At 29.9% G+C, this 24,774-nt stretch carries 34 protein-coding genes; 3 read left to right on the top strand and 31 right to left on the bottom strand.

Going from position 1 to position 24,774, the window contains the following annotated elements; all coding sequences use genetic code 11:
* Window positions 1-75 precede the first annotated feature (75 nt).
* The 4 genes from tuf to rpsL form a co-directional block, all read right to left on the bottom strand.
* Window positions 76-1,260, bottom strand: coding sequence for an elongation factor Tu (tuf, locus tag WEOB_RS00565; protein ID WP_281263974.1), 1,185 nt, complete (start codon window positions 1,258-1,260; stop codon window positions 76-78).
* Between the two features lie 40 nt (window positions 1,261-1,300).
* Window positions 1,301-3,397: an elongation factor G gene (gene fusA / locus WEOB_RS00560; protein ID WP_281263973.1), complete on the bottom strand. Its 2,097-nt coding sequence runs from the start codon at window positions 3,395-3,397 to the stop codon at window positions 1,301-1,303.
* 164 nt (window positions 3,398-3,561) lie between these two features.
* Window positions 3,562-4,035, bottom strand: a complete 474-nt coding sequence (rpsG, locus tag WEOB_RS00555) for a 30S ribosomal protein S7 (RefSeq protein ID WP_281263972.1) — start codon at window positions 4,033-4,035, stop codon at window positions 3,562-3,564.
* Window positions 4,036-4,159: 124 nt separating this feature from the next.
* Complete coding sequence (gene rpsL / locus WEOB_RS00550) at window positions 4,160-4,534, bottom strand: 30S ribosomal protein S12 (protein WP_281263971.1); 375 nt, start codon at window positions 4,532-4,534, stop codon at window positions 4,160-4,162.
* A 2,534-nt stretch (window positions 4,535-7,068) separates the two neighbouring features.
* Here rpsL and WEOB_RS00545 point away from each other — a divergent pair.
* The 3 genes from WEOB_RS00545 to groL all read left to right on the top strand — a co-directional run bounded on the left by WEOB_RS00545 (window position 7,069) and on the right by groL (window position 10,811).
* On the top strand, window positions 7,069-7,938 hold the full coding sequence (locus WEOB_RS00545; protein WP_281263970.1) for a YicC/YloC family endoribonuclease: 870 nt from the start codon (window positions 7,069-7,071) through the stop codon (window positions 7,936-7,938).
* A gap of 873 nt (window positions 7,939-8,811) precedes the next feature.
* A complete protein-coding gene (locus WEOB_RS00540; RefSeq protein ID WP_281263969.1) occupies window positions 8,812-9,105 on the top strand; it encodes a co-chaperone GroES in 294 nt (97 codons plus the stop codon).
* A 53-nt stretch (window positions 9,106-9,158) separates the two neighbouring features.
* Window positions 9,159-10,811 (top strand): chaperonin GroEL, encoded by a 1,653-nt coding sequence (gene groL, locus WEOB_RS00535; protein ID WP_281263968.1) that lies wholly within the window; start codon window positions 9,159-9,161, stop codon window positions 10,809-10,811.
* A 90-nt stretch (window positions 10,812-10,901) separates the two neighbouring features.
* Here groL and rplQ read toward each other — a convergent pair whose 3' ends face one another.
* The 27 genes from rplQ to rplC all read right to left on the bottom strand — a co-directional run bounded on the left by rplQ (window position 10,902) and on the right by rplC (window position 24,741).
* On the bottom strand, window positions 10,902-11,273 hold the full coding sequence (rplQ, locus tag WEOB_RS00530) for a 50S ribosomal protein L17 (RefSeq protein ID WP_281263967.1): 372 nt from the start codon (window positions 11,271-11,273) through the stop codon (window positions 10,902-10,904).
* A gap of 100 nt (window positions 11,274-11,373) precedes the next feature.
* Window positions 11,374-12,381: a DNA-directed RNA polymerase subunit alpha gene (locus WEOB_RS00525; RefSeq protein ID WP_281263966.1), complete on the bottom strand. Its 1,008-nt coding sequence runs from the start codon at window positions 12,379-12,381 to the stop codon at window positions 11,374-11,376.
* 45 nt (window positions 12,382-12,426) lie between these two features.
* On the bottom strand, window positions 12,427-13,047 hold the full coding sequence (rpsD, locus tag WEOB_RS00520; protein ID WP_281263965.1) for a 30S ribosomal protein S4: 621 nt from the start codon (window positions 13,045-13,047) through the stop codon (window positions 12,427-12,429).
* 57 nt (window positions 13,048-13,104) lie between these two features.
* Window positions 13,105-13,500 (bottom strand): 30S ribosomal protein S11, encoded by a 396-nt coding sequence (gene rpsK / locus WEOB_RS00515; protein ID WP_281263964.1) that lies wholly within the window; start codon window positions 13,498-13,500, stop codon window positions 13,105-13,107.
* Window positions 13,501-13,525: 25 nt separating this feature from the next.
* On the bottom strand, window positions 13,526-13,882 hold the full coding sequence (gene rpsM / locus WEOB_RS00510) for a 30S ribosomal protein S13 (RefSeq protein WP_281263963.1): 357 nt from the start codon (window positions 13,880-13,882) through the stop codon (window positions 13,526-13,528).
* A gap of 148 nt (window positions 13,883-14,030) precedes the next feature.
* Window positions 14,031-14,147 carry a 50S ribosomal protein L36 gene (gene rpmJ / locus WEOB_RS00505; RefSeq protein ID WP_281263962.1) on the bottom strand — a complete coding sequence of 39 codons (117 nt, stop codon included), beginning with the start codon at window positions 14,145-14,147 and terminating at the stop codon, window positions 14,031-14,033.
* A gap of 43 nt (window positions 14,148-14,190) precedes the next feature.
* A complete protein-coding gene (gene secY / locus WEOB_RS00500) occupies window positions 14,191-15,531 on the bottom strand; it encodes a preprotein translocase subunit SecY (protein WP_281263961.1) in 1,341 nt (446 codons plus the stop codon).
* Between the two features lie 5 nt (window positions 15,532-15,536).
* Window positions 15,537-15,977, bottom strand: a complete 441-nt coding sequence (rplO, locus tag WEOB_RS00495) for a 50S ribosomal protein L15 (protein WP_281263960.1) — start codon at window positions 15,975-15,977, stop codon at window positions 15,537-15,539.
* A gap of 6 nt (window positions 15,978-15,983) precedes the next feature.
* Window positions 15,984-16,166 carry a 50S ribosomal protein L30 gene (gene rpmD / locus WEOB_RS00490; RefSeq protein WP_281263959.1) on the bottom strand — a complete coding sequence of 61 codons (183 nt, stop codon included), beginning with the start codon at window positions 16,164-16,166 and terminating at the stop codon, window positions 15,984-15,986.
* A gap of 27 nt (window positions 16,167-16,193) precedes the next feature.
* Entirely contained in the window at window positions 16,194-16,700 is a 507-nt protein-coding gene (rpsE, locus tag WEOB_RS00485) for a 30S ribosomal protein S5 (protein WP_281263958.1), read from the bottom strand.
* Between the two features lie 29 nt (window positions 16,701-16,729).
* On the bottom strand, window positions 16,730-17,092 hold the full coding sequence (rplR, locus tag WEOB_RS00480; protein WP_281263957.1) for a 50S ribosomal protein L18: 363 nt from the start codon (window positions 17,090-17,092) through the stop codon (window positions 16,730-16,732).
* Between the two features lie 21 nt (window positions 17,093-17,113).
* A complete protein-coding gene (gene rplF / locus WEOB_RS00475) occupies window positions 17,114-17,650 on the bottom strand; it encodes a 50S ribosomal protein L6 (protein ID WP_281263956.1) in 537 nt (178 codons plus the stop codon).
* Between the two features lie 33 nt (window positions 17,651-17,683).
* The gene (rpsH, locus tag WEOB_RS00470; RefSeq protein ID WP_281263955.1) at window positions 17,684-18,076 is read right to left on the bottom strand and encodes a 30S ribosomal protein S8; all 393 of its coding nucleotides are present in this window, start codon (window positions 18,074-18,076) and stop codon (window positions 17,684-17,686) included.
* Between the two features lie 66 nt (window positions 18,077-18,142).
* Window positions 18,143-18,448: a 30S ribosomal protein S14 gene (gene rpsN, locus WEOB_RS00465; RefSeq protein WP_281263954.1), complete on the bottom strand. Its 306-nt coding sequence runs from the start codon at window positions 18,446-18,448 to the stop codon at window positions 18,143-18,145.
* Between the two features lie 12 nt (window positions 18,449-18,460).
* Window positions 18,461-19,000 carry a 50S ribosomal protein L5 gene (rplE, locus tag WEOB_RS00460; protein ID WP_281263953.1) on the bottom strand — a complete coding sequence of 180 codons (540 nt, stop codon included), beginning with the start codon at window positions 18,998-19,000 and terminating at the stop codon, window positions 18,461-18,463.
* Window positions 19,001-19,037: 37 nt separating this feature from the next.
* The gene (rplX, locus tag WEOB_RS00455) at window positions 19,038-19,352 is read right to left on the bottom strand and encodes a 50S ribosomal protein L24 (RefSeq protein ID WP_281263952.1); all 315 of its coding nucleotides are present in this window, start codon (window positions 19,350-19,352) and stop codon (window positions 19,038-19,040) included.
* A gap of 24 nt (window positions 19,353-19,376) precedes the next feature.
* Window positions 19,377-19,745, bottom strand: a complete 369-nt coding sequence (gene rplN, locus WEOB_RS00450) for a 50S ribosomal protein L14 (protein ID WP_281263951.1) — start codon at window positions 19,743-19,745, stop codon at window positions 19,377-19,379.
* A gap of 194 nt (window positions 19,746-19,939) precedes the next feature.
* Window positions 19,940-20,194 carry a 30S ribosomal protein S17 gene (gene rpsQ, locus WEOB_RS00445; RefSeq protein WP_281264060.1) on the bottom strand — a complete coding sequence of 85 codons (255 nt, stop codon included), beginning with the start codon at window positions 20,192-20,194 and terminating at the stop codon, window positions 19,940-19,942.
* Complete coding sequence (gene rpmC / locus WEOB_RS00440; protein WP_281263950.1) at window positions 20,187-20,402, bottom strand: 50S ribosomal protein L29; 216 nt, start codon at window positions 20,400-20,402, stop codon at window positions 20,187-20,189. Before rpmC ends, rpsQ begins: the two co-directional genes overlap by 8 nt.
* Before the next feature lie 5 nt (window positions 20,403-20,407).
* On the bottom strand, window positions 20,408-20,809 hold the full coding sequence (rplP, locus tag WEOB_RS00435) for a 50S ribosomal protein L16 (RefSeq protein ID WP_281263949.1): 402 nt from the start codon (window positions 20,807-20,809) through the stop codon (window positions 20,408-20,410).
* On the bottom strand, window positions 20,809-21,519 hold the full coding sequence (gene rpsC, locus WEOB_RS00430; protein WP_281263948.1) for a 30S ribosomal protein S3: 711 nt from the start codon (window positions 21,517-21,519) through the stop codon (window positions 20,809-20,811). The genes rplP and rpsC overlap by 1 nt, the downstream gene beginning before the upstream one ends.
* 46 nt (window positions 21,520-21,565) lie before the next feature.
* Window positions 21,566-21,898 (bottom strand): 50S ribosomal protein L22, encoded by a 333-nt coding sequence (rplV, locus tag WEOB_RS00425; protein WP_281263947.1) that lies wholly within the window; start codon window positions 21,896-21,898, stop codon window positions 21,566-21,568.
* Between the two features lie 65 nt (window positions 21,899-21,963).
* Window positions 21,964-22,245 carry a 30S ribosomal protein S19 gene (gene rpsS / locus WEOB_RS00420; protein WP_281263946.1) on the bottom strand — a complete coding sequence of 94 codons (282 nt, stop codon included), beginning with the start codon at window positions 22,243-22,245 and terminating at the stop codon, window positions 21,964-21,966.
* Between the two features lie 33 nt (window positions 22,246-22,278).
* Entirely contained in the window at window positions 22,279-23,091 is an 813-nt protein-coding gene (gene rplB, locus WEOB_RS00415; RefSeq protein WP_281263945.1) for a 50S ribosomal protein L2, read from the bottom strand.
* A 38-nt stretch (window positions 23,092-23,129) separates the two neighbouring features.
* Window positions 23,130-23,441, bottom strand: a complete 312-nt coding sequence (locus WEOB_RS00410) for a 50S ribosomal protein L23 (RefSeq protein ID WP_420885187.1) — start codon at window positions 23,439-23,441, stop codon at window positions 23,130-23,132.
* Window positions 23,434-24,045 (bottom strand): 50S ribosomal protein L4, encoded by a 612-nt coding sequence (gene rplD / locus WEOB_RS00405; RefSeq protein WP_281263944.1) that lies wholly within the window; start codon window positions 24,043-24,045, stop codon window positions 23,434-23,436. The genes WEOB_RS00410 and rplD overlap by 8 nt, the downstream gene beginning before the upstream one ends.
* A 54-nt stretch (window positions 24,046-24,099) precedes the next feature.
* Entirely contained in the window at window positions 24,100-24,741 is a 642-nt protein-coding gene (rplC, locus tag WEOB_RS00400) for a 50S ribosomal protein L3 (protein ID WP_420885186.1), read from the bottom strand.
* Between the last annotated feature and the right edge of the window lie 33 nt (window positions 24,742-24,774).

The raw sequence follows: 24,774 nt of genomic DNA, 5'->3' as shown, positions 1-24,774 counted from the left end.
AAAATTACAACACTACACAATATTAAAAAACAACTTTGATCTCATTTACCTAATAATAATCAAATAAAATTATATCTAAGATATAATTTTAGAAACAACCCCAGCCCCAACAGTATGCCCTCCTTCACGAATCGCAAATCGCAAACCATAATCCATGGCAATAGGAGCGATTAGTTTTATAGACATTTTAACATTATCACCAGGCATAACCATTTCAATTGATTTTGGTAACTTAATATTACCAGTAACATCAGTTGTACGAAAATAAAATTGTGGACGATATCCATTAAAAAATGGAGTATGACGCCCTCCTTCTTCTTTTGTTAAAATATATACCTCAGATTCAAAATCAATATACGGTTTAATAGAACCAGGCTTAGCTAAAACTTGGCCCCGCTCTACATCTTCTCGTTTCACACCCCGTAGCAAAACCCCCACATTTTCCCCAGCTCTTCCTTCATCTAATAATTTTCTAAACATTTCAACACCAGTACAAATAGTTTTAACTGTATCTTTAATTCCAATAATCTCTACTTCTTCTCCTATTTTTATAATACCGCGTTCTATACGACCAGTTACAACTGTACCCCGGCCAGAAATAGAAAATACATCCTCAATAGGAAGTAAAAATGGCTGATCAATAATACGATTCGGTTCTTTAATATAATTATCTAATAATTCAGATAAATCAATAATTTTCTTTTCCCAAAACTCATTTCCCTCTAATGCTTGCAATGCAGAGCCACGAACTACTGGTGTGCTATCACCTGGAAAATCATATCTAGACAACAATTCCCTAACTTCCATTTCTACTAAATCCAATAATTCTTCATCTTCTACCATATCACATTTATTAATAAAAACAATAATATGAGGAACCCCCACTTGTCTTGCTAAAAGAATATGTTCTCTAGTTTGGGGCATAGCACCATCAGTTGCAGCAACAACTAAAATAGCACCATCCATTTGTGCAGCTCCAGTTATCATATTTTTTATATAATCAGCATGACCGGGACAATCAACATGCGCATAATGACGTAGAGCAGTATCATATTCTACATGAGATGTATTAATAGTAATTCCTCTAGCTTTTTCTTCTGGTGCGTTATCAATCTGATCAAATGTACAAACATCACCGCCATAAATCTTAGCCAACACACTACTCATAGCTGCAGTTAAAGTAGTTTTTCCATGATCAACATGACCAATAGTACCAACATTAATATGAGTTTTTGTACGTTGAAATCTTTCTTTAGACACGACTATATTTCCTTACACTGTAACCGTACAGTGACTGTATTTATTTTACACTACGAGACTCAATTATCTCATTTGATATATTATTTGGTATTTCATTATATTGAGAAAATTCCATAGAATAAAAAGCTCTACCTTGAGTTTTTGATCGGAGGTCAGTAGCATAACCAAACATCTCAGACAAAGGAACATCTGCACAAATAATACTCCCAATGCTCATAACTTCCTTCATACTAATAATTACACCACGTCTACGACTTAAATCACCAATAACCTCACCCATATATTCTGCTGGAGTTTCTACTACAACTTTCATAATAGGTTCTAACAAGATTGGATTAGCCCTCATAAAACCTTCTCTAAAAGCTATAGATGCAGCAATTTTAAATGCCAACTCAGAAGAGTCCACCTCATGATATGAACCATTGAAAGCTGTAACGCGGATATTAACTATAGGATAACCAGCCAACACCCCTTGTTTCATCTGATCCTGTATACCTTTATTTACAGCAGGAATATATTCCTTAGGAACAACACCTCCAACTATTTTATTTAAAAATTCATATTCCCTATTATCCCCATCTGGTATTGGTTCAATACGAAGCCAAATGTGACCAAATTGACCTCTTCCTCCAGATTGTCGGATAAATTTTCCTTCTTGCTCTACAGATTTACAAATTGTTTCTCTATAAGCAACCCGGGGTTTTCCAATACTTGCTTTCACCCCAAATTCTCTACGCATACGATCAACTAAAATTTCAAGATGTAATTCTCCCATCCCAGAAATAATAGTTTGGTTAGTTTCTTTATCAACAGCTACATGAAAAGATGGATCTTCCTGAGATAATTTATTTAACGACATGCTCATTTTTTCTTGATCAATTTTAGTTTTTGCTTCAAGAGAAACAGAAATAACTGGATTAGGAAAATCTATTTTTTCTAAAATAACAGGATGAGCTGGATCACACAATGTATCTCCGGTAGTAATATCTTTTAATCCAATTGCAGATGCGATATCTCCTGCTCGTACTTCCTTAATTTCTTCTCGTTTATTTGCATGCATTTGGACAATACGACCAATACGCTCTCGTTTATCTTTTACAGAATTTAACACTACATCCCCTGAACTTATAACACCAGAATACACCCTAAAAAATGTTAAATTTCCAACGAATGGATCAGTAGCAATCTTGAATACTAAAGCGGAAAAAGGTTGATCATCACTTACTCTATGTAGAGTAGAAATATTTTTCTTATTTTTAATCATAACATCTATTGGGGATGGTAAATATTCCACTATAGCATCCAAAACACTCTGTATTCCTTTGTTTTTAAAAGCTGATCCACAAGTAACCAAAACAATTTCATTTTTTAATACTCGTCCTCGCAAACCAAATTTAATTTCTTTTTCATTCAATTCTATTCCATTCAAATACTTATCCATCAACTTCTCGGAATACTCAACAGCTGATTCTATTAAATATTTTCTCCATTTATTAGCTAATTTCATTAGATTATCAGGAATACTTTCATAAAAAAAAGTTACTCCTTGATCTTCCTTCCAATAAACAGCTCGCATTTTTATCAAATCAACAATTCCTATAAAATTTTCTTCAGAACCAATAGCTAAATGAATAGGAACAGGATTAGCAAACAAACGAGTTCTCAATTGTTCTATAACATGAAAATAATCTGCTCCTACTCTATCCATTTTATTAACAAATGCAATTCTGGGTATATTATACTTATTAGCCTGACGCCACACAGTCTCAGATTGGGGTTGAACACCCCCTACAGCACAGTACACCATGACTACTCCATCAAGAATGCGCATAGAACGTTCAACTTCTATAGTAAAATCAACATGACCCGGAGTATCAATTATATTAATTCTATGCGTACCAAATTGTCTAAACATACCAGACCAAAAACAAGTTGTCGCTGCAGAAGTAATAGTAATACCCCTTTCCTGTTCTTGGATCATCCAATCCATAGTAGCTAAACCGTGATGTACTTCCCCAATTTTATGATTTACACCAGTATAAAACAAAATTCTTTCAGTAGTAGTGGTTTTACCAGCATCTATATGCGCGCTAATACCAATATTGCGATAATATTCGATAGGTGTTATACGAACCATAAAACCTTTTTAAAACTTATTCAATTAAAATATCGATTACATAATTCAGTTAAAAATATCCCGAATTAAATATGAAAATAAAAAAATTATAAACAAAAATAAACTTAATTTTTAACAAATACACAAAACTCAATCCGCTAAAAAAAACACACACTCATTTCACATCACCATCGATAATGGGCAAATGCCTTATTTGAATCAGCTAATTTATGAATTTCTTCTTTTTTTTTTATAGCAAAACCTTTAAATTCCGAGGCATCGCGCAACTCGTTAAACAAACGAATATACATACATTTATCATTACGTTTTCTAGCAGCGTTTATAATCCAACGCATAGCCAAAGCATTCCTGCGAACAGATCTAACTTCAACAGGAACTTGATAAGTAGATCCACCAACACGTCTCGATTTCACCTCAACAACTGGTGCAACATTTTCTATAGCATTTTCAAAAATTTTTAACGGATCACGTCCTGGAAAACATTTCGACAAATCATCTAATGATGAATATACAATGGATTCAGAAACAGATTTCTTTCCATCTACCATTAAAATGTTAATAAACTTAGCTAATAAATCAGATCCAAATTTTGGATCAGGAACAATCTTTTTATGACTATTAATACGATGACGAGACATAATTAAATATCCAATTCAATATAATATAAAAAACTCTAAATACAAAAAATTCTTTTTTTATTTAAATAACACAAAACACTCAAACTCAATAACACAAAAATATGAAACAAACATAAACTATATACTAAACCTTTATCTTTTTTGTTCCATATTTAGAACGACCATTTTTTCTATTCTTAACTCCAGAACAATCAAGAGCTCCACGAACAACGTGATAACGAACCCCGGGCAAATCTTTAACACGACCTCCACGAATTAAGATTACTGAATGCTCTTGTAAATTATGCCCTTCCCCACCAATGTAAGAAGTTACCTCAAAACCATTAGTCAAACGAACTCGACAAACTTTACGCAAAGCAGAATTTGGTTTTTTTGGAGTTACAGTATACACTCGAACACAAACCCCGCGTCTCTGTGGACACCCCCCCAATGCCGGAACATTACTTTTTACAATTTTCTTTGTCCTGGGTTTTCGAACTAATTGATTGATCGTCGCCATTTAACTTCAATATATCATGTTTTATAAAGAATAGAGTAATAATTTATGTAACTCAAATTAAACCCTAATTTTTAACATAACAATCACGATTTGTCAAGGATTTTACATAAAATTTCATAAAAATTAAGAAAAATAAAATCCTATTTACAAAATCTATAAAATACAAACATAACCAAAAACATCCATCAAAACAAAAACACCAAAAATAAATAAAATAAAAACTGTAAACTTCAAAAATAAAATTCAAAAAATTCGACTTTTTAACAATTATATAACAAACAGTAAAAATAAAATTATGTAAAATTTAACTTTGAAATTAATATCGAACAAAACGAACTTATAAAAAATCACTCTCTCATAATTAAATAATACAAAACATTTCTTAATAAAAATTATAAATCATGCAAAAATTCTGAAATCAAGTCATTCAATGGATAAATAATCCAACCAGAGAAACAAAAAAAATCAACAAACACATTACAAAAACCATCAGAAAGTCACTTAAATATCATAACATATCTAACACTATTCAACTAAAAACCCGCATTTCCAAAAAATTTAAAGTTAATAAATATACAACAAACAAAGAACAAATCTAAAAGATTATGAATTTAAATATTCTGTGAAACACAAAGTTGAATAAACAGACCGATAAAAACAATTATATATCTTAAAATCCTATATGCCAAATTGCATACATCAAAGTTTAATGCGAAACTTTCTCATTACAAAATCATGAAAAAACAAATTTCTAAAATAAATCGAACAACAAATTAATCTAAACAATACTTCTTTCTCTATTATCAATAATTGTGTTGAATTTCAAACATTATAAACAAGAGGAATAAAATTTGAAAAATTGATAACATTTTACTTCTTATCGAAAAATTTCTATTTAAATAATAAAATGGCAATATTATCATTATCGTCTCTACGATAATTACAGATATAAATCAAACAGACAACAAAAAACCAAAAAAATAGAAATAAAAACAATTTTACATTTTAAATTTAATCACAATATCTACAATTATGTTTGTTATTATTTCTAAATATCTTTCGAAAAAAAGCATTACAATACTAATATTGTCCTATGAAAATATATAAAAATAGAACTAAAATATCACTAAAAACAATGCAAAAACTTAACACAATATACTTATTCTATCTGTACGAAACTCCCCTAAAATATTCAATACTCTTACATACAAAAATGGTATTACTAATCTTTATCTAAAACCATCCGAATCAAAACTAATTTTATCGTCTAATAACAAATAAATAACCTGTTTTTATGTAAAAAAGCTATGTATAAAATCGGCTACGAAACAATATACCAAAAATTTACTTAAAATTTTTTTGTTAATTACCAAAACAATATAAAGAAGTTTATTCCCAATTCATTAATCCATTACGACTCAATTAATATGCTAATAAATAATATATCCTTTTATATTACTGCGGAGTAACAAAAATTTGCAAGTTCAATACCCATAAGCTGATATGTATATTAGAACAAAATCTCCTAAGGTTTCTACTTCCAATTCCAAACTTATTATTACATCTCACAATAGAAAAATTACGCAGTTGTTTTTTATCATATAAGTTTCATTGTATAAATATTTACTTAATCAAAGGATTCAGCGCTATGTTTAATGGAATAATAGTTTTGATTAATAAATATACGGAATAATTAAATATTTCATAAAAAATTAAATCAATACTTGTATAAAACGGATCACTAGGGGTCCTTAAAATGTCCTTTATTGTATTTCTAACAAAATTAAATCAATATTCGCACCTTTAAAACACTTTATATACCTATTCTTACTTTATTAACCCCACAAAAAAATTAGCACTATTGAAATCCACAAACAAATTTTCTAAAAAATTTAATATAATAATTTTAAAATAAAAAACACAATATACATTAAAATCTATACGTATTTTACTTTTCGTCTGAAAAATTCTCCAAAAATTAAACATTCAAAGACTACCTTAAGATACAACAAAACAGACCATTAAAACACTTAATAAAATCAAATTATAGAACAAGAAATAATCGCGCTTTTATCCAAATATATCAAATGAAAATAAAACCCTATTACTTAAAATAAATAAAAAGTTATCCTACAAAATCAAATTAATTCTAACACTTAAAAAACAATATAAAACAACAAAAATAAAATAAGGTTTTAATTGAAAAAACGAACCAGATAATCTTATTAAATAATAAAACAAATTTCTTTCTTAACTTCAACAACATGCTATCTCATAAAGTTAGATCAAAAAAATAAACATATCAAAACAAACAATAAAAAAATACATCATTGATAGCTAAAAAACTCCATAAATAAAACCTATGTTCAAACAATACCATATTTCAAACGGAAAATTATTCAAACCAATATTGCAATAGATAACTTCAATCATCTATAATAAAAACTACAAACATGCTACTAATTAAAATATTTTATTCTACAAAAAATTAACGAAAAATTAAATCTATAAAATAATTTTCGGAAAAATTAAAGATGATCGCTAATATGAATGCATTTTTAACACATAAAATTCAAAATCAATCTTGGAAAGCTTCATGGAAAATATGTTCCACTAGTCAACGTTTTTTGGAAATACAAATTAATCTACCTCAAAAATTCTATCACCTAAAAACAAAAATTTACAAACAAATCTATTCCAAAATTTCAAGAGGAAAAATTGAATGCAATTTATTTTTTGAAAAAATACAAAATCAACAAAAAAAAAATCAACTATATTTAAATAAAAACTTAGCTAAACAACTAATAAAATCTATAAGATGGATAAAGCAAAAAAACAAAGAAGGATATACAGACATACTCTCTATCCTTAAATGGCCAGGAATAATAACAAAAAAAAATTTCAATCCAATCGATGCAAAAAAACTACTTTCATCATTTGAAGAAGCAATAAATAATTTCATAAAAAAAAAAATAATTGAAGGAGAAATAATAAAAAAAGAAATTACAACACTTCTCAACAAAATGATCAATAAAATCCAAAAAATTCGAACAGAACTCCCTTTCGTAATAATGTCAAACAAACAAGACATACTAAAAAAAATAAACAATACAGAAATTAATACAAATTCAATAACACCGGAAGAAGAAACAATCACTACATTTCTTCACAATATCGATATAACAAAAGAACTAGACCGATTAGAAATACACATAAACAAAATCCAACAGAATCTTCGTAAAGATACAAACGTTGGAAAATATTTAAATTTTATACTACAAGAATGCGAAAGAGAACTACACAGAATATTGAAAAAAAATACAAATATTTACATAATAAATTCATCTATTGAATTAAAAATGTTCATTGAAAAAATACTAGAACACACCCAAAATATAGAGTAAACAAAATACAATACCTGCATAAACAACTAACTCAAAACTTCATAAAAACCCAAATCTAAAAATAATGTCCATCTATATAGGAAAATAATACATAAAACATAAAAAATATAAACCACATAATATACAAAACAAATCCAAAAAATTAAAAAAGCAAACTCAACATAAATTCAAAAACAAAAATCAATGTTAAAATATTGAATGTAAAACTATAACAAAAACAAAAATTTATAAAATACAAAAATAATGTCAAACATAAAAAACAAAACGTAAATTTCGAATATACAACTACATCATATTATAAAAAACAACCAAAACATACTTTTATAAATAATAAAGAAATCGAACGAATGACATGTCTGTAAAAACCACATAAACAAATCTAATAAATCTTCACATACAAAATAAAATTTTAAAAAATCTCTCCTAAAACTCAAAAAATTACAGTATATAAAATATTAAAACCACTCAAAAATGTACCTTTATAGAAAAATTTCACACACGAACTGATAAAGCAAACCTCATTAATACTACCCCTAAAAAATAAACCAACTCATTACACTAAACAATTTTAATATAAAAGTAAATAACATAAAAAAAGATATTAAAATTCAAAAAATTCGTACAAATATTTAACTCATACACACAAAAAAAATCTATTTTCCTCTTGAAACCTAATCGAATGCCCCCATCTTTAGATTGATACTGCTTGAATTCTCTACAAATTCCAAAAGAAATCAAGCTTGAATTTAAGTTTCATTTTATTAAGCCGAAAATAAATAAGTTTACCGCGGTAAGTCTGTCAAATACAAAAAGATTAAGTTTTCTCGTACACCACAACCGATGTAAACTTTATCAATTTTAGGGAGTGAATTTATGAAGATTCGTCCATTACATGATCGAGTTATTGTTAAACGAAAAGAAGTTGAAGCTAAATCTGCAGGTGGTATAGTTTTGACTGGTTCTGCAGCAGGAAAATCTACTCGCGGTGAAGTACTAGCGGTAGGTTGTGGCCGTATTTTAGATAATGGAAAAATAAAGCCACTAGATGTAAAAATTGGTGATACTATCATTTTTAATGATGGGTATGGAGTAAAAACAGAAAAAATTGACAACGAAGAAGTGCTAATCATGTCTGAAAGCGACATTTTAGCTATCGTTGAGAAATAAAATCCATTATAATTTTATTATTTCACAAACTAATTTTATATAGGAAAATTGAAATGACAGCTAAAGACGTAAAATTCGGTAGCGACAGTCGCATAAAGATGCTACGCGGTGTGAATGTGTTAGCGGATGCGGTGAAAGTTACATTAGGACCAAAAGGTCGAAACGTAGTATTAGACAAATCTTTTGGAGCCCCTATGATTACTAAAGATGGTGTATCTGTTGCTAGAGAAATTGAATTAGAAGACAAATTCGAAAATATGGGCGCGCAAATGGTGAAAGAAGTTGCCTCAAAAGCTAATGATACTGCTGGAGATGGTACTACTACAGCTACTGTACTCGCTCAAGCCATTGTCAACGAAGGATTAAAAGCTGTTGCTGCAGGAATGAATCCAATGGATCTAAAAAGAGGAATAGATAAAGCAGTTATCGGAGCAGTAAAAGAACTAAAGAAACTATCAGTTCCTTGTTCTGACTCAAAAGCAATTGCTCAAGTTGGAACTATTTCTGCGAATTCTGATGAAACAGTTGGTAAATTAATTGCTGAAGCAATGGAAAAAGTAGGAAAAGAAGGTGTAATAACTGTTGAAGAAGGATCTGGATTGCAAGATGAATTAGATGTCGTAGAAGGTATGCAATTTGATAGAGGTTATTTATCACCTTACTTCATTAATAAACAAGAAAGCGGAGTAGTTGAATTAGAAAACCCATATATATTACTAGCAGATAAAAAAATATCAAACATCAGAGAAATGCTTCCGATACTAGAATCCGTGGCTAAATCCAACAAACCATTACTAATCATCGCTGAAGATGTAGAGGGGGAAGCTCTCGCTACATTAGTAGTAAATACTATGCGAGGAGTGGTAAAAGTCGCTGCTGTTAAAGCGCCAGGTTTCGGAGATAGAAGAAAAGCCATGATGCAAGATATCGGTATATTAACAGCTGGTACAGTAATTTCTGAGGAAATTGGTTTAGAATTAGAAAAAGCAACTTTAGAAGATATGGGACAAGCTAAGCGTGTTCTTATTACCAAAGATACAACCACCATTATTGATGGAGTTGGAAACAAATCCGCTATCAATAGTCGAGTTGCCCAAATAAATCAACAAAAAGATGAAGCAACCTCTGATTATGATCGAGAAAAATTGCAAGAACGTGTCGCTAAACTAGCTGGTGGAGTAGCAGTAATTAAAGTAGGTGCTGCAACAGAAGTTGAGATGAAAGAAAAAAAAGCAAGAGTAGAAGATGCTCTACATTCCACTAGAGCAGCAGTAGAAGAAGGAGTAGTAGCTGGAGGTGGTGTTGCGTTGATACGAGTTGCAAATAGTATAATGAATTTAAAAGGAGACAATGAGGATCAAAATGTTGGGATTAAAGTTGCTAGAAGAGCAATGGAAGCTCCTCTTCGTCAAATAGTAGCCAACGCAGGAGAAGAACCATCTGTTATTGCTAATACAGTTAGAAGTAGCGAAGGAAACACTGGGTACAACGCTGCAACAGAGCAATACGGAAATATGATTGAAATGGGTATCTTAGATCCAACTAAAGTTACCAGATCAGCATTACAATATGCAGCTTCTATTGCTGGACTTATGATTACCACTGAATGTATGATCACTGATCTTCCAAAAGAAGAAAAAAATGACATAAATAGTGGTCCAAGTGCAGCAAGTGGCGGAATGGGTGGAATGGGAGGAATGATGTAATACCCTTTCTTTCCTGTATTATAAAAAAAAGATCATTTTCGCTTATTTTATTTTCCCCGATTCCCTTGTCGGGGAATTTTTTTTAAGAAATTACTCATTTTCTTCTACTAATTTAACTAAAGCAATCGGGGCTTTATCTCCAAAGCGAAACCCGTATTTAAAAATACAAATATATCCTCCAGGACGATCCATAAATCTAACTCTAAATTCATTAAATAACTTTCTTACAATTTTATCATTGCGAACATAAGAAAAAACTCTACGACGATTTGCAATACTATCTATTTTAGATAATGTAATTAACGGTTCAACAACACGACGTAATTCTTTAGCTTTAGGCAAAGTAGTTTTAATTTTTTCATAAAACAATAAAGAAACTGCCATATTTCTAAACATAGAACAACGATGATTAATACTTCGATTTAATCTTCTGCAACGTGCACCGTGATAAACAATTCCCATACCTATCTCCAATCCTATATTTATTATTCAAATAGAAATAAAAACAAAATAATTACTTACTAAAATAAAACATAAAATACACATATAACAAAATTTCATTTTATTTTTTAATATCAATTGGAGGCCAATTATCAAGAAATGTACCTAAGGACAATTTTTTAGAAGCTAATACATCTTTAATTTCAGTAAGAGATTTTTTTCCTAAATTAGGAGTTTTTAACAATTCAACCTCCGTTCGTTGTATAAGATCGCCAATATAATGAATACTTTCCGCTTTTAAACAATTAGCAGAACGAACAGTTAACTCTAAATCATCCACAGGTCGCAATAAAATAGGATCAAATTCTGGTTTTTCTTCTTCAATTTCAGGCTTATGAATACTACGAAAATCAACAAATGCCTCCAATTGTTCAGATAAAATAGTTGCTGCACAACGGATAGCTTCTTCAGGGTCAATTGTTCCATTAGTTTCTATATCAATAACCAATCTATCTAAGTCAGTACGCTGTTCTACACGAGCTGCTTCTACAATATAATTCACTCGATCAATAGGCGTATAATGCGCATCAACTAACAAACAGTTAATAGAACGATGATCATTATTATTATTTATTAAATTAGAACGAATTTTTGAAGTAGCGGGAACATACCCACATCCTAATTGCACTCTGATAGACATATTCAAAAACACACTATCATTTGTTAAATTGCATAAAATATAATCGGAATTAACAATTTCTATATCATCATCACGAGAAATATCACCAAAAAAAACTGGACCAATCCCAGTTTTACTCAATTTCAATATAAAACTATCCCGTAATTTACTATGAGATTTTATAGCTAATTTTTTTAAATTAAGTAAAATATCTAAAATATCTTCCTTAACACCCTCTTTTGTACTATATTCGTGTAATATGCCTTCAATTTCCACTTCTGTCACAGAATATCCGGGTATCGAGGACAATAAAATACGACGCAAAGCATTACCTAAAGTATGCCCAAACCCCCGTTCTAAAGGTTCGAGAATTACTTTGGCGTGTGTGAAACTAATTTTCTCAATATTAACCAAACGAGGTTTTAAAAATTTTACAGTAGAACTCCACATTTTATTTACATCCTTAAACTCGAAAATATAAAATATTAAAAACATTTATTTAGAATAAAGTTCCACAATTAAATGTTCATCAATACCTGAAAAAAAATCGCAACGATTTGGAATATATTTTAATGTTCCTTGCATTTTTGCATTATCAACTTCAATCCATGTTAAATTTTCTCGTTTTTCTGCTAATGACAATGCAACTTGAACACGAAGCTGTTTTCTAGCGTTTTCGAAAACACAAACAACATCATTGACTTGAACAGAATACGAAGGAATATTAACAATACGATTATTTACCATAATTGCTTTATGACTCACTAATTGACGAGATTCAGATCGAGTGGATCCAAAATTCATACGATACACAATATTATCTAAACGACATTCTAATAACCGTAAAAGATTTTCACCGGTATTACCTTTAGAACGAACTGCATGATTATAATATTTTCTAAACTGTCGTTCCATAACTCCATATATTCGTCTAACTTTTTGTTTTTCGCGCAATTGCATACCATAATCAGATAAACGAGATTTATAATTTTTTTTTTGACCCGGAAATTGATCAATCTTACACTTAGAATCAATAGAACGAATACCTGATTTTAAAAAAAGATCTGTTCCTTCTCTACGACATAATCGCAATCTTGGACCTAAATATCTTGCCATAAAATAATTAACTCCTAAAAATCTTCATTTTATATTATGAAACATAATTTTATTTAATCAAACGCGGCGTTTTTTTGGAGGACGACATCCGTTATGCGGGATAGGAGTAACATCAATAATATTCATAATACGAAAACCAGCAGAATTTAACGCGCGAATGCTAGATTCTCTACCAGGTCCTGGTCCTTTAACTATTACTTCAAGATTTTTAATATTATAATCTTTTACTAATTCAACACAACGTTCAACCGCAACTTGGGCAGCAAAAGGAGTAGATTTCCTAGATCCTTTAAAACCAGAATTACCAGATGTAGCCCAACCCAATGTATTTCCTTGTAAATCAGTAATAGTTATAATGGTATTATTAAAAGATGCATGAATATGTGCAACTCCATCCAAAATTTTCTTCCTGACTCGCTTACGGAGTGATCGAGAAGATGTACTCTTAACCATAATTTATAACTCTTCAATTTGTATTTTATTTATTAATAGATTTACGAGGACCCTTTCTAGTACGGGCGTTAGTTTTAGTTCGTTGACCCCGAACAGGAAGATTTCTTTTATGACGCAGCCCTCGATAAACCCCAATATCTATTAAACGCTTAATACTTAATGAAACTTTCCTTCGCAAATCTCCTTCGACAACAAATTTGCTAACTGCACTACGTAATAAATCAATTTGTTTGTCAGACAATTTATTAATTTTTAAAGTATCATCAATACCCAAACTAAAACAAATTCTCCTAGAACGGATCTTTCCAATACCATAAATTGAAGTTAATGCGATAATAACACTTTTATTTTCTGGAATATTAACACCAACTATACGAACCACAACCTCACCTCATATTTCTAATAAAAAACCCAAACTTAAAACATATGAATAAATAAAAATCTATTCAAAATTTTATAAAATATAATAAATTTATAAAAATATAAATTTTAATATTTAACGCATATCACAAAATACAATAAAAATAAAATTATCCCTGACGTTGCTTATGTCTTGGATTATTAACACAAATCACACGAACAACACCATGACGTTTAACAATTATACAATGTCTGCACAATTTTTTTATAGAAGCACGAACTCTCATTTTTTATATAATCCAATTATTCTATTAAATACAAATTTAAAAATTAATTTTTTTTAAAATTTACTTTCTTTAATAATGTTTCATATTGACTTGACATAACCAAATTTTGAATTTGAATAATAAAATCTATCACAACAACAACCACAATTAATAAAGATGTTCCCCCAAAATAAAAAGGAACACTCATCACAATCCTCATAAACTCAGGTATCAGACAGACAAAAACAATATAAATAGATCCAATTAAAGTTAATTTTGTCATTATTTTATTGATATATTGTGCTGTTTTCTCACCCGGGCGTATACCAGATATAAATGCTCCTGATCTTTTTAAATTATCAGCTGTTTCACGGGGATTAAAAACCAATGCTGTATAAAAAAAACAAAAAAATATAATTGAAATCACATACAATAAAATATAAAAAGGTCGATTGGGTTGCAAATTTAATGAAATAATACTTAACCATTTCCATTTTGCAATATTACTAAACCAAGATAAAATTGTCGTTAGAAACAAAATAATACTAGATGCAAAAACTGCAGGTATAACTCCGGCCATATTTATTTTTAACGGAAGATGTGTGCTATGCGCTGAATACATTCTCCTTCCTTGTTGTCTCTTAGCATAATTCACAATAATATGGCGTTGTCCTCGTTCAACAAAAACAACAAAAAATGTAACCATAAACATAAACAATATTATTAACAATAATAATAAATAATGTAAGTCCCCTTTTCTACTTTGTTCTATAGTTTCCCCAATAGCAGAAGGAAATCCTGCTAAAATGCCAGAAAAAATAATAATAGAAACACCATTACCAATTCCTTTCTCAGTAATTTGTCCACACAACCACATTAAAAATATTGTTCCACTTACCAAACTAATTACTGTCGTTATATAAAAAATAAAACCTGGATTTATTATCAATTCTTTCATAGCAGACATTTTAGGTAAAACAATAGCAATACCAATAGATTGGAAAATACATAAAAATAAAGTAAAATAACTTGTATATTGATTAATTTTTTTTTTACTATACTCTCCGCCTTCCTTTTTAATTTCAATTAACTTCGGATGAACAACAGTCAATAATTGAACAACAATAGACGCTGAAATATATGGTATAATACCCAAAGAAAAAATAGAAGCCCGACTCAAAGCTCCTCCCGAAAACATATTAAACATATCAACTACTGTACCATGTTGATACTCAAGAAATTTTGAAAGCTTAATAGTATCAATTCCTGGAATAGGAATAAAAGAACCAACCCGAAAAATAATAAGTGCTAAAATAACAAAAAATAATCTGCGTTTTAATTCATCCATCCCATCTTTTGGGCTCTGAAAATTTAATCCAAATTTTTTATATTTATTATTAAACATAATCTTTACTCATCCTTAATTTCGCCGCCAAAATTTTCTATTGCAATACGAGCTCCCTTAGACACTTTTAATCCTCTAATTATAAATGCTCGGCTAATCTTCCCAGATAATATCAATTTACAATATAAAATCTTTTTCTTAATTATTTTATATGATTTCAATACATCAAGGTCAATAATATTTTCTTTTACATTATTCAAATCAGAAAAACGAATTTCTTTAGTTAACATAAATTTTTTTGAAATAAATCCAAATTTAGGAAGTCGACGATAAAATGGCGTCTGTCCCCCTTCAAATCTTCTACATACACTAGTTCCAGAACGAGAATTTTGCCCTTTATGTCCTCTTCCACATGTTTTTCCTATTCCAGACCCAACACCACGACCAAAACGTTTCCTACAATATTTTCTATTTTTGGATACAGACAAATTATTTAAATGAACCATATAAAATCAACACTCTTCAATTTTTACCATATAAAATATTATTTTAATCATTCCGCGAACAGACTTCGTATCTTTTCTATAAACAATATGACCAATATGTCGTAAACCTAATCCAAATAAAACTGCCTTATGTTTTTTTGATACACCAATAGAACTACGAATCTGAATAACTTTAATCATTTTTTTCATATTATTTTGTCTCAATTACACACATTTCTAATTTAGTATATCTTTCGGGGATTTTCCACGTTTTGCTGCAATCATAGATAAAGATTTCATACTGCTAAGTGCATTCATAGTAGCGCGAACAACATTAATTGGATTAGTAGAACCATAAGTTTTCGCCAATACATTTCGTATTCCAGTAACTTCTAAAATAGCTCGCATTGCTCCCCCGGCAATTATTCCAGTACCTTCATGTGCGGGTTTCATAAATATACGAGATTTAACATGTACCCCATAAACTGGATATTGTATTGTATTATTATTAAGAATAATACAAATCATATTTCGGCGAGCTCTTTCCATAGCTTTTTGAATAGCCGATGGAACTTCACGCGCCTTACCATATCCTAAACCAACTTTTCCTACCCCATTACCAACAACAGTTAAAGCAGTAAAACTAAAAACTCGACCTCCTTTAACCGTTTTAGAAACACGATTTACTGAAATTAACTTTTCTTTTAATTCAGCAGAAATTTGCTTTCCAGAAACAAATGCCATTTTATATCCTCTTTATTTTACAAAAAAAATTAAAAATCAAGACCAAACTTCCTAGCAGACATTGCTAACATTTGAATCCTTCCATGATATTTAAATCCAGATCGATCAAAAGAAATTTTTTTTACACCAAAATTTAGTGCTCTCTTCGCGATAACTTCTCCTACAATAGAAGCTGCATTTTTATTTCCAGTATATCCAGTTATCTTGCGCTTTATTTCTTTTTCCAACGTAGAGGCAGATACTAAAATTTTTGCATTATTTTCTGCAACAATCTGTGCATAAATATGTCTAGAAGTACGATGTACAACTAATCTAACTGAACCTAATTTTTTTAATTTATCTCTCAATTTCATACATCTACGAAAACGAGACATTACTTTATAAATAACCATTGATAAACAATATTCTCCTAATTATTTTTTCTTAGCTTCTTTTATTAATACAACTTCATTTAAATAACGAATACCCTTTCCTTTATATCTTTCTGGAGGACGGCAAGATCGAATATCCGAAGCTGTTTTACCAACCAAATGCTTATCAATTCCTATCACAATAATCTCATTCTGAACAGAACTTTTTATCGAAATACCCTCTGGTAATTTATAATGAATTACATGTGAAAATCCTAAAAACAAATCTACAACATTATCTTTTTTTATAAAAAAACGATATCCTATCCCTACTAATTGTAGGGTTTTTCTAAATCGATTTGTAACACCAATTAACATATTATTAAGCAAAGAACGAGTCGTTCCAATTAATGATCTGGAATTAACACGTTTCTTACGCGAAGAAAAAATCAAATAATTATCTTGATAATCCACATTAATATCATCATGAACTTTACTTTTCAATTCCCCAAATTTCCCTTTTATTAAAATATTTTTACCAGAAAACATCACTGTAACTCCTTCAGGTACATAAAGATCAGACATAGTTAAATGAGACATTCTAATCCCCTTTTAAAATTTTTATTTCTTTTATTAAGAAACATAACAAATAACCTCTCCGCCTATACCCATATTTTTTGCTAAACGATCCGTCATAATTCCCTTGGATGTAGAAATAATAGCAATACCCATACCCCCCATAACAGTTGGAAGAAATTTATTTTTTTTATACACACGCAAACCAGGACGACTAACACGTTTTATAGTTTCTATCACAGGTTCATTTTTAAAATATTTAAGAAAGATAATCAAAACAGATTTCTTTTTATGTTGAACCTGATATTTTTTTATAAATCCTTCAGATTGTAATACATCGGAAATTTTTATTTTAAATTTTGATGAAGGAACAAAGACCATTCTTTTATTTTTCCTATTTCCATTTCGAATACAAGTTAACATATCTGAAATAGGATCTTGCATACTCATTAATATCTTCCTTACATATTTTTTATTTTAAATACTATTTCTAATTCCATCTAAAATACTACATATTTACCAACTAGCTTTTCTTAATCCAGGAATTTCCCCCCGCATAGCAGATTCTCGAACTTTCATTCTACTTAAACCAAATTTTCTAAGAAAAGCATGTGGCCTACCGGTTATCCTACATCGATTTCTTTGTCTAGATGGACTAGAATCTCGGGGTAACTTTTGCAACTTAATCATTGCATCCCAACGATCTTTTTCAGAAATATTTAAATTAGAAATAACATTCTTTAAATTGATACGCTTCAAAAAAAATCTTTTAGCTAATTTTATTCTTTTATATTCACGTTCTCTCATAGATTTTTTAGCCATATAACATCTCTCTTAATTATTTCGAAAAGGAAAATTTAATAATTTTAACAAAAAATAACCTTCCCTATTAGATTTAGCAGTAGTTGTAATTGCGATATCCATACCTCGAATACAACCAACCTTGTCATAACGAATTTCAGGAAAAATAATCTGTTCACATACACCTATATTATAATTTCCGTACCCATCAAAAGATTTTGAAGAAAACCCCCTAAAATCACGAATACGCGGTATAGCAATAAATATTAATCGATCAAAAAATTCCCACATACGTTTACTGCGTAAAGTAACTTTGCATCCAATAGGAAATCCCTTTCTAATTTTAAAATTAGAAACAGACTTTCTTACCTTAGTAAAAATAGGCTTTTGCCCAGATATTAAACTTAAATCAGATACAGCATCATTCAATAACTTTTTATCTGAAGCACTTTCTCCTAATCCCATATTCAAAGTAATTTTTTCAAAATTCGGAACCTGCATAAAAGATCGATATTTAAATTCCTTTAATAATTGATTCACTACTATACTTTTATAATAACTTTGCGAATTCATAAATATACAATATAACCTCTCACAAAAAATTCCACTTTTAAATAATTTTCCCATTAGATTTAAAAAAACGAAATTTCCTATTTTTTATAAACACAAAACCTACCCTATCAGACTGATCAGTATCGCTATTAAATAATGCCAGATTAGATAAATGTATCAATGATTCTTTACAAACAATTCCACCGGGTTGATTTGCAGACGGAATCGATTTTTGATGTTTTTTAACTAAATTAATATCACTAACAATTGCTTTTCCTAACGATAAAAATACACACTTCACTTTTCCTCGTTTTCCTTTATCTTTTCCAGATAATACAACAACAATATCATTTTTTCGAATTTTATTACTCACTTATAACACTCCCTGTGACAACATTTAAATAACTTCAGAAGCTAATGAAACAATTTTCATAAATTTTTCTACACGCAATTCTCTAGTAACTGGACCAAAAATACGAGTACCTACAGGTTGATCATTATTTTCTAACAACACACAAGCATTTTTATCAAAGCGAATAAGAGAACCATCAAATCTTCTAATACCCTTTTTAGTTCGAACTATCACCGCTTTTAGAACATCTCCCTTCTTTATCTTTCCTCTAGAAACCACGTCTTTAACAGATACCTTAATAATATCGCTAATATTTGCATAACGACGTCGTGAACCACCTAACACTTTAATGCACATGACGCGACGTGCACCAGAATTATCAGCTACAAACAATACACTCCGTTCTTGAATCATAAATTTCTAACACACAAAATAATTAAATTATTAATAATCTCGCTTTCCTAAAATAAAAATATAAAAAACCAAGTTTTTCAAAATATTACGTACAAAAACAATTCTATAATAAAAGCAACAATATTACAAGACAAGATAACATAATTACTATAAATCAAATTTACAAAAATATCTTTAAATTAATAAATATAACTTCACAAAATTGCTTTATTCACAATCCGAACTAATAACCAAGATTTCATTTTAGAAATCGGTCGACATTCTCTAATCTCAACAATATCATTAATATTACATATATTATTTTCATCATGAACATAAAATTTTGTAGTACGTTTAACAAATTTACCATATAAAGAATGTTTAACAACATTCTCAATGATAACTACAACAGATTTTTCCATCTTATTAATTAACACTTTTCCTAGTAAAACACGACCTTTTTTACGCATCATACACGCTTCCAACATCTTGATCTAATAACATTTTTATGATTGCAATATCACGACGAACATTCTTTAAAAAATGAGTCCCTTTTACAGTTTTAGGATACACAACACGCTTTACACGAAAATTAAATTCTTCTCGCAATAATTCAAACAATTTAGAATATAATTCTTGTTTACTTCTTTTATTAAACTTTTTTATTTTCAAATTCATAACACTCACCTCTCTACAAAAGAAGTTTTAATCGGCAATTTTGAAGAAGCTAATTTAAAAGCTTTTCTTGAATATTTACTTGATACACCATCTATTTCATATAAAATTTTTCCAGGATGAACCACAGCTACCCAATACTCAACATTACCTTTCCCTTTACCCATTCTAACTTCTAAAGGTTTTTCAGTAATTGGTTTATCTGGAAAAACACAAACCCAAACTTTCCCTTGTCTTTTAACAAACCTAGTCATAGCACGACGAGCCGCTTCAATTTGTCTAGCAGTCAAAAAACCCCTAGTTATAGCTCTTAAACCAAACGCTCCAAAATTAATTTTTGAATCCACAGTTAAACCACGATTCCTACCTTTATGCATTTTTCTAAATTTCGTACGCTTTGGTTGCAACATCAACGTCTCCCTTTTTTGTTTACTTTTCTTTGTTTTTTAGATTTCGTAAACAACTCCTTTTTTGTAAAAATTGACGAAACACGATTAAATATCTCGCCTTTAAAAATCCAAACTTTTACCCCAATTACCCCGTAAGAAGTATGAGCTGCTGAAAAACTATAATCTATATCCGCGCGAAAAGTATGCAAGGGAACTCGACCTTCTCGATACCATTCCGTTCTAGCAATCTCTACACCACCTAATCTACCACTAATTTCAACTTTAATTCCTTGCGCTCCAACACGAATAGCGTTTTGAACAGATCGTTTCATCGCGCGGCGAAACATAACACGACGTTCTAACTGAGATACAATACTATCAGCAACTAATTTAGCATCCAACTCAGGTTTTCGGATTTCAATTATATTGATTTTAGAAGGAACATTCGTAATTCTTAATATGCTGTTACGCAACTTCTCAATATCCTCCCCTTTTTTCCCAATAATAATACCTGGTCTAGCGGTATAAATCGCAATACATATACTTTTGGATAATCGCTCAATCAATATACGAGAAACTGACGCTTTAACTAAGTGTCTACTTAAAAATAAACGAACTTTAAAATCATTTTCCAAATTATCTGCAAAACCCTTAGTACCAGAATACCATATAGAACTCCACGTATTAATAATACCAAGTCGCATACCAACAGGATGTACTTTTTGTCCCATTCTGAGTAAAACTCCATTAATTAATAATTATAAATATAAACTTTTTTCATTCATCTGAAACCAAAATAGTAATATGACTGGTTCGTTTCAGAATACGATCTGCTTTTCCTTTAGCTCGGGGAAAAACCCGCTTCATACTTGGACCTCCATCAACATAAATTCTAGAAATTTTCAGAGAATTTACATCTACTCCATTATTATGTTCAGCATTCGCCACTGCAGATTTCAAAACTTTTTTAATTAAAAATGCAGCTTTTTTTTTAGAATAAGCCAATAATTTTAATACCTGCATCGCGCTCTTCCCTCGAAGAGAATTTGCCACTATACGAACTTTTTGGGGAGAAGACCTAGCATAACAATGTCTGGCCATACTTTCCATATAAAACCTATAATTTTTTTCTTTTATATAAAATATTTAAACACACATATTCACACGTATATAATCTACTGATTTTTCTTAATTTTTTTTTCCCCAACATGTCCTCGATATGTACGAGTTGGCGCAAACTCCCCTAACTTATGACCAATCATCTCATCAACAATAAAAACTGGAACATGTTTTCTACCATTATGCACGGAAATAGTCAGCCCAATCATAATAGGAAAAATCGTAGAACGACGAGACCAAGTACGAATAGGGCTTTTATCATTATTTTTAACTGCTTTTAATACCTTTTGTAACAAATGTGCATCAATAAAAGGGCCTTTTTTTAAAGAACGCGGCATAAATTTTATAATTTCCTCTTAATATTTTTAAACTCAATTGTGTCTAATAATAAATCTTTCTGTTCTTTTATTATTCCTAGTTTTTTTACCTTTGGTAGAAATTCCCCAAGGGGTTACAGGATGTTTTCCAAAATTACGACCTTCTCCGCCCCCATGTGGATGATCTATTGGATTCATCGCAGTTCCCCGTACTGTAGGACGTATCCCAAGTCGGCGACTTACACCAGCTTTTCCAAAAACACGCAACATATGTTCAGAATTACCAACTTCCCCCAATGTAGCTCGGCATAAAGAATATATTTTCCTAACTTCATTAGATCGTAACCTTAATGTTACATACAAATTATCCTTAGCAATAATTTGCGCGTACGATCCAGCAGAACGAGCCAATTGCCCCCCTTTTCCAAGCTTCATCTCTATATTATGTATAAACGAACCAATTGGAATATTACACATCGGCAAACTATTTCCAAGTTTTATTGGAATATGAATACCAGACTGAATTTCAGCTCCAACATTTAAACCTTTCGGTGAAATGATATAACGAAATTCTCCATCTTTATATAAAACCAACGCAATATTTGCAGAACGATTTGGATCGTATTCTATTCTCTGAATTACTCCAATAACATTATCTTTATTTCTTTTAAAATCAATAAAACGATAAAGTCTTTTATGTCCACCACCAATATGACGAACAGTAATACGTCCATAATTATTACGACCACCTGATTTATTTAAGAACTTCACTAAACGAAAATAAGGCTTTCCTTTATATAAATTATTAACCACCTTCACCGCATGTCTACGTCCAGGAGAAGTTGGTCTATATTTTATAATACCCACTTTTACTTATCGCACTCCTATTTTAGGATAACATAATTTTACAAAGATTCTATATTATTACTTATAAATTTTAACCCTTGTCCTTTTTTCAAAACAATATAAGCTTTTTTCCACGATCTTCTACAAAATTTCTTTTTTTTACCAGAATATTTATTTTTAATCTTAACATTAATAATGTGAACATTCATAACTTCAATACCAAAAACTTTACGAATTAATTTTTTAATCATTATCTTTGTTGCATCTTTTCTTACTTTAAAAACAACAGTATTATATTTCTTCATCAAAAAAGACGATTTTTCAGAAAAATACGGGACACGCAATATTCTTATTAAACATTCTTCATACATTATTTAAAATTCCCTCTATCTTTCTAATAACATCTGTTGTTGACAAAACTAAATCAAAAGAAATCAAACTAACCGGACTAACACTATTAATTTCTTGCACATCAACTCTTGGTATATTACGAGAAGCCAAACACAAATTCAAATCTAACTTTATAAGCAAAATTAATACACTTTTCAATCCCGTATAATGCAATTTTTTCAATAACAATTTAGTTTTTGGTTTATCTATCGAAAATTCCTTAAAAATAATCAAACGATTTTTCCGCACCAACTCTGAAAAAATACTTCTTAAAGCTCCTCGATACATCTTTTTATTTACTTTCTGAAAAAAATTTTTTGTTTTTAAAGCAAATGTAACCCCCCCAGATCTCCAAATCGGGCTCTTTAAACTCCCAGCCCGAGCCCTACCGGTTCCTTTTTGTCTCCATGGTTTTCTTCCTGAACCACGCACATCTGACCGACTTTTTTGTGCCCTACTTCCTTGTCTTCCAGTCAACATATAAGATGTAATAACTTGATGAACTAAAGTATTATTAAAATCGCAACAAAAAACATTCTCAGAAATATCTATAATATTTTGTGTATCTTGTAATAAAAATTTCATTAAATCTTTCTTCCTTATATGTCATTTTCATATTCATTATTATATATGAAAAATCTACAAACAAAACTTAGAGGTTACTTTAACAATAACATTAGATCTTATATTTCCAGGAATTGACCCTTTTACTAACAACAAATTATTCTTCAAATCAATACGAATGACATCCAAATTCTGTACAGTAACTCGTTTATTACCTAACTGTCCTGGCATTTTTTTTCCTTTAAAAACTCTACCGGGAGATTGATTTTGACCAATAGAACCGGGAACACGATGAGACAATGAATTTCCATGAGTAGCATCTTGCATACTAAAATTCCAACGTTTAACAGTTCCAGAAAAACCTTTTCCCTTAGAAAAACCAATTACATCAACCTTTTTAATATTTCTAAAAAATTCTACAGAAATGCTTTGTTTAACAAAAATTCCATCAATATTTTTTGCTTTAAATTCCCATAATCCTTCCCCAACATTTACACCAATTTTTTTAAAATAACCGAATTCCGATTTAGTAACACAACAATCTTTTTTTAAACCAGTTGTAACTTGAACAAAGTAATAATCACCATTATTTGCACTTTTTATTTGCGTAACATAATTATTTTTAATTTCAATGACGGTAACAGGTATAGAAACACCTTTTGCAGTAAAAATACGCGTCATACCTACTTTTTTTCCAATGAGACCATCAATATCCATATGAAAAAATTCCTTATGTACAAAAAAAATAAT

This window comes from Candidatus Westeberhardia cardiocondylae (assembly GCA_001242845.1).
Lineage (GTDB): Bacteria > Pseudomonadota > Gammaproteobacteria > Enterobacterales > Enterobacteriaceae > Westeberhardia > Westeberhardia cardiocondylae.
This window is presented reverse-complemented; position numbering and strand designations above follow the sequence as displayed.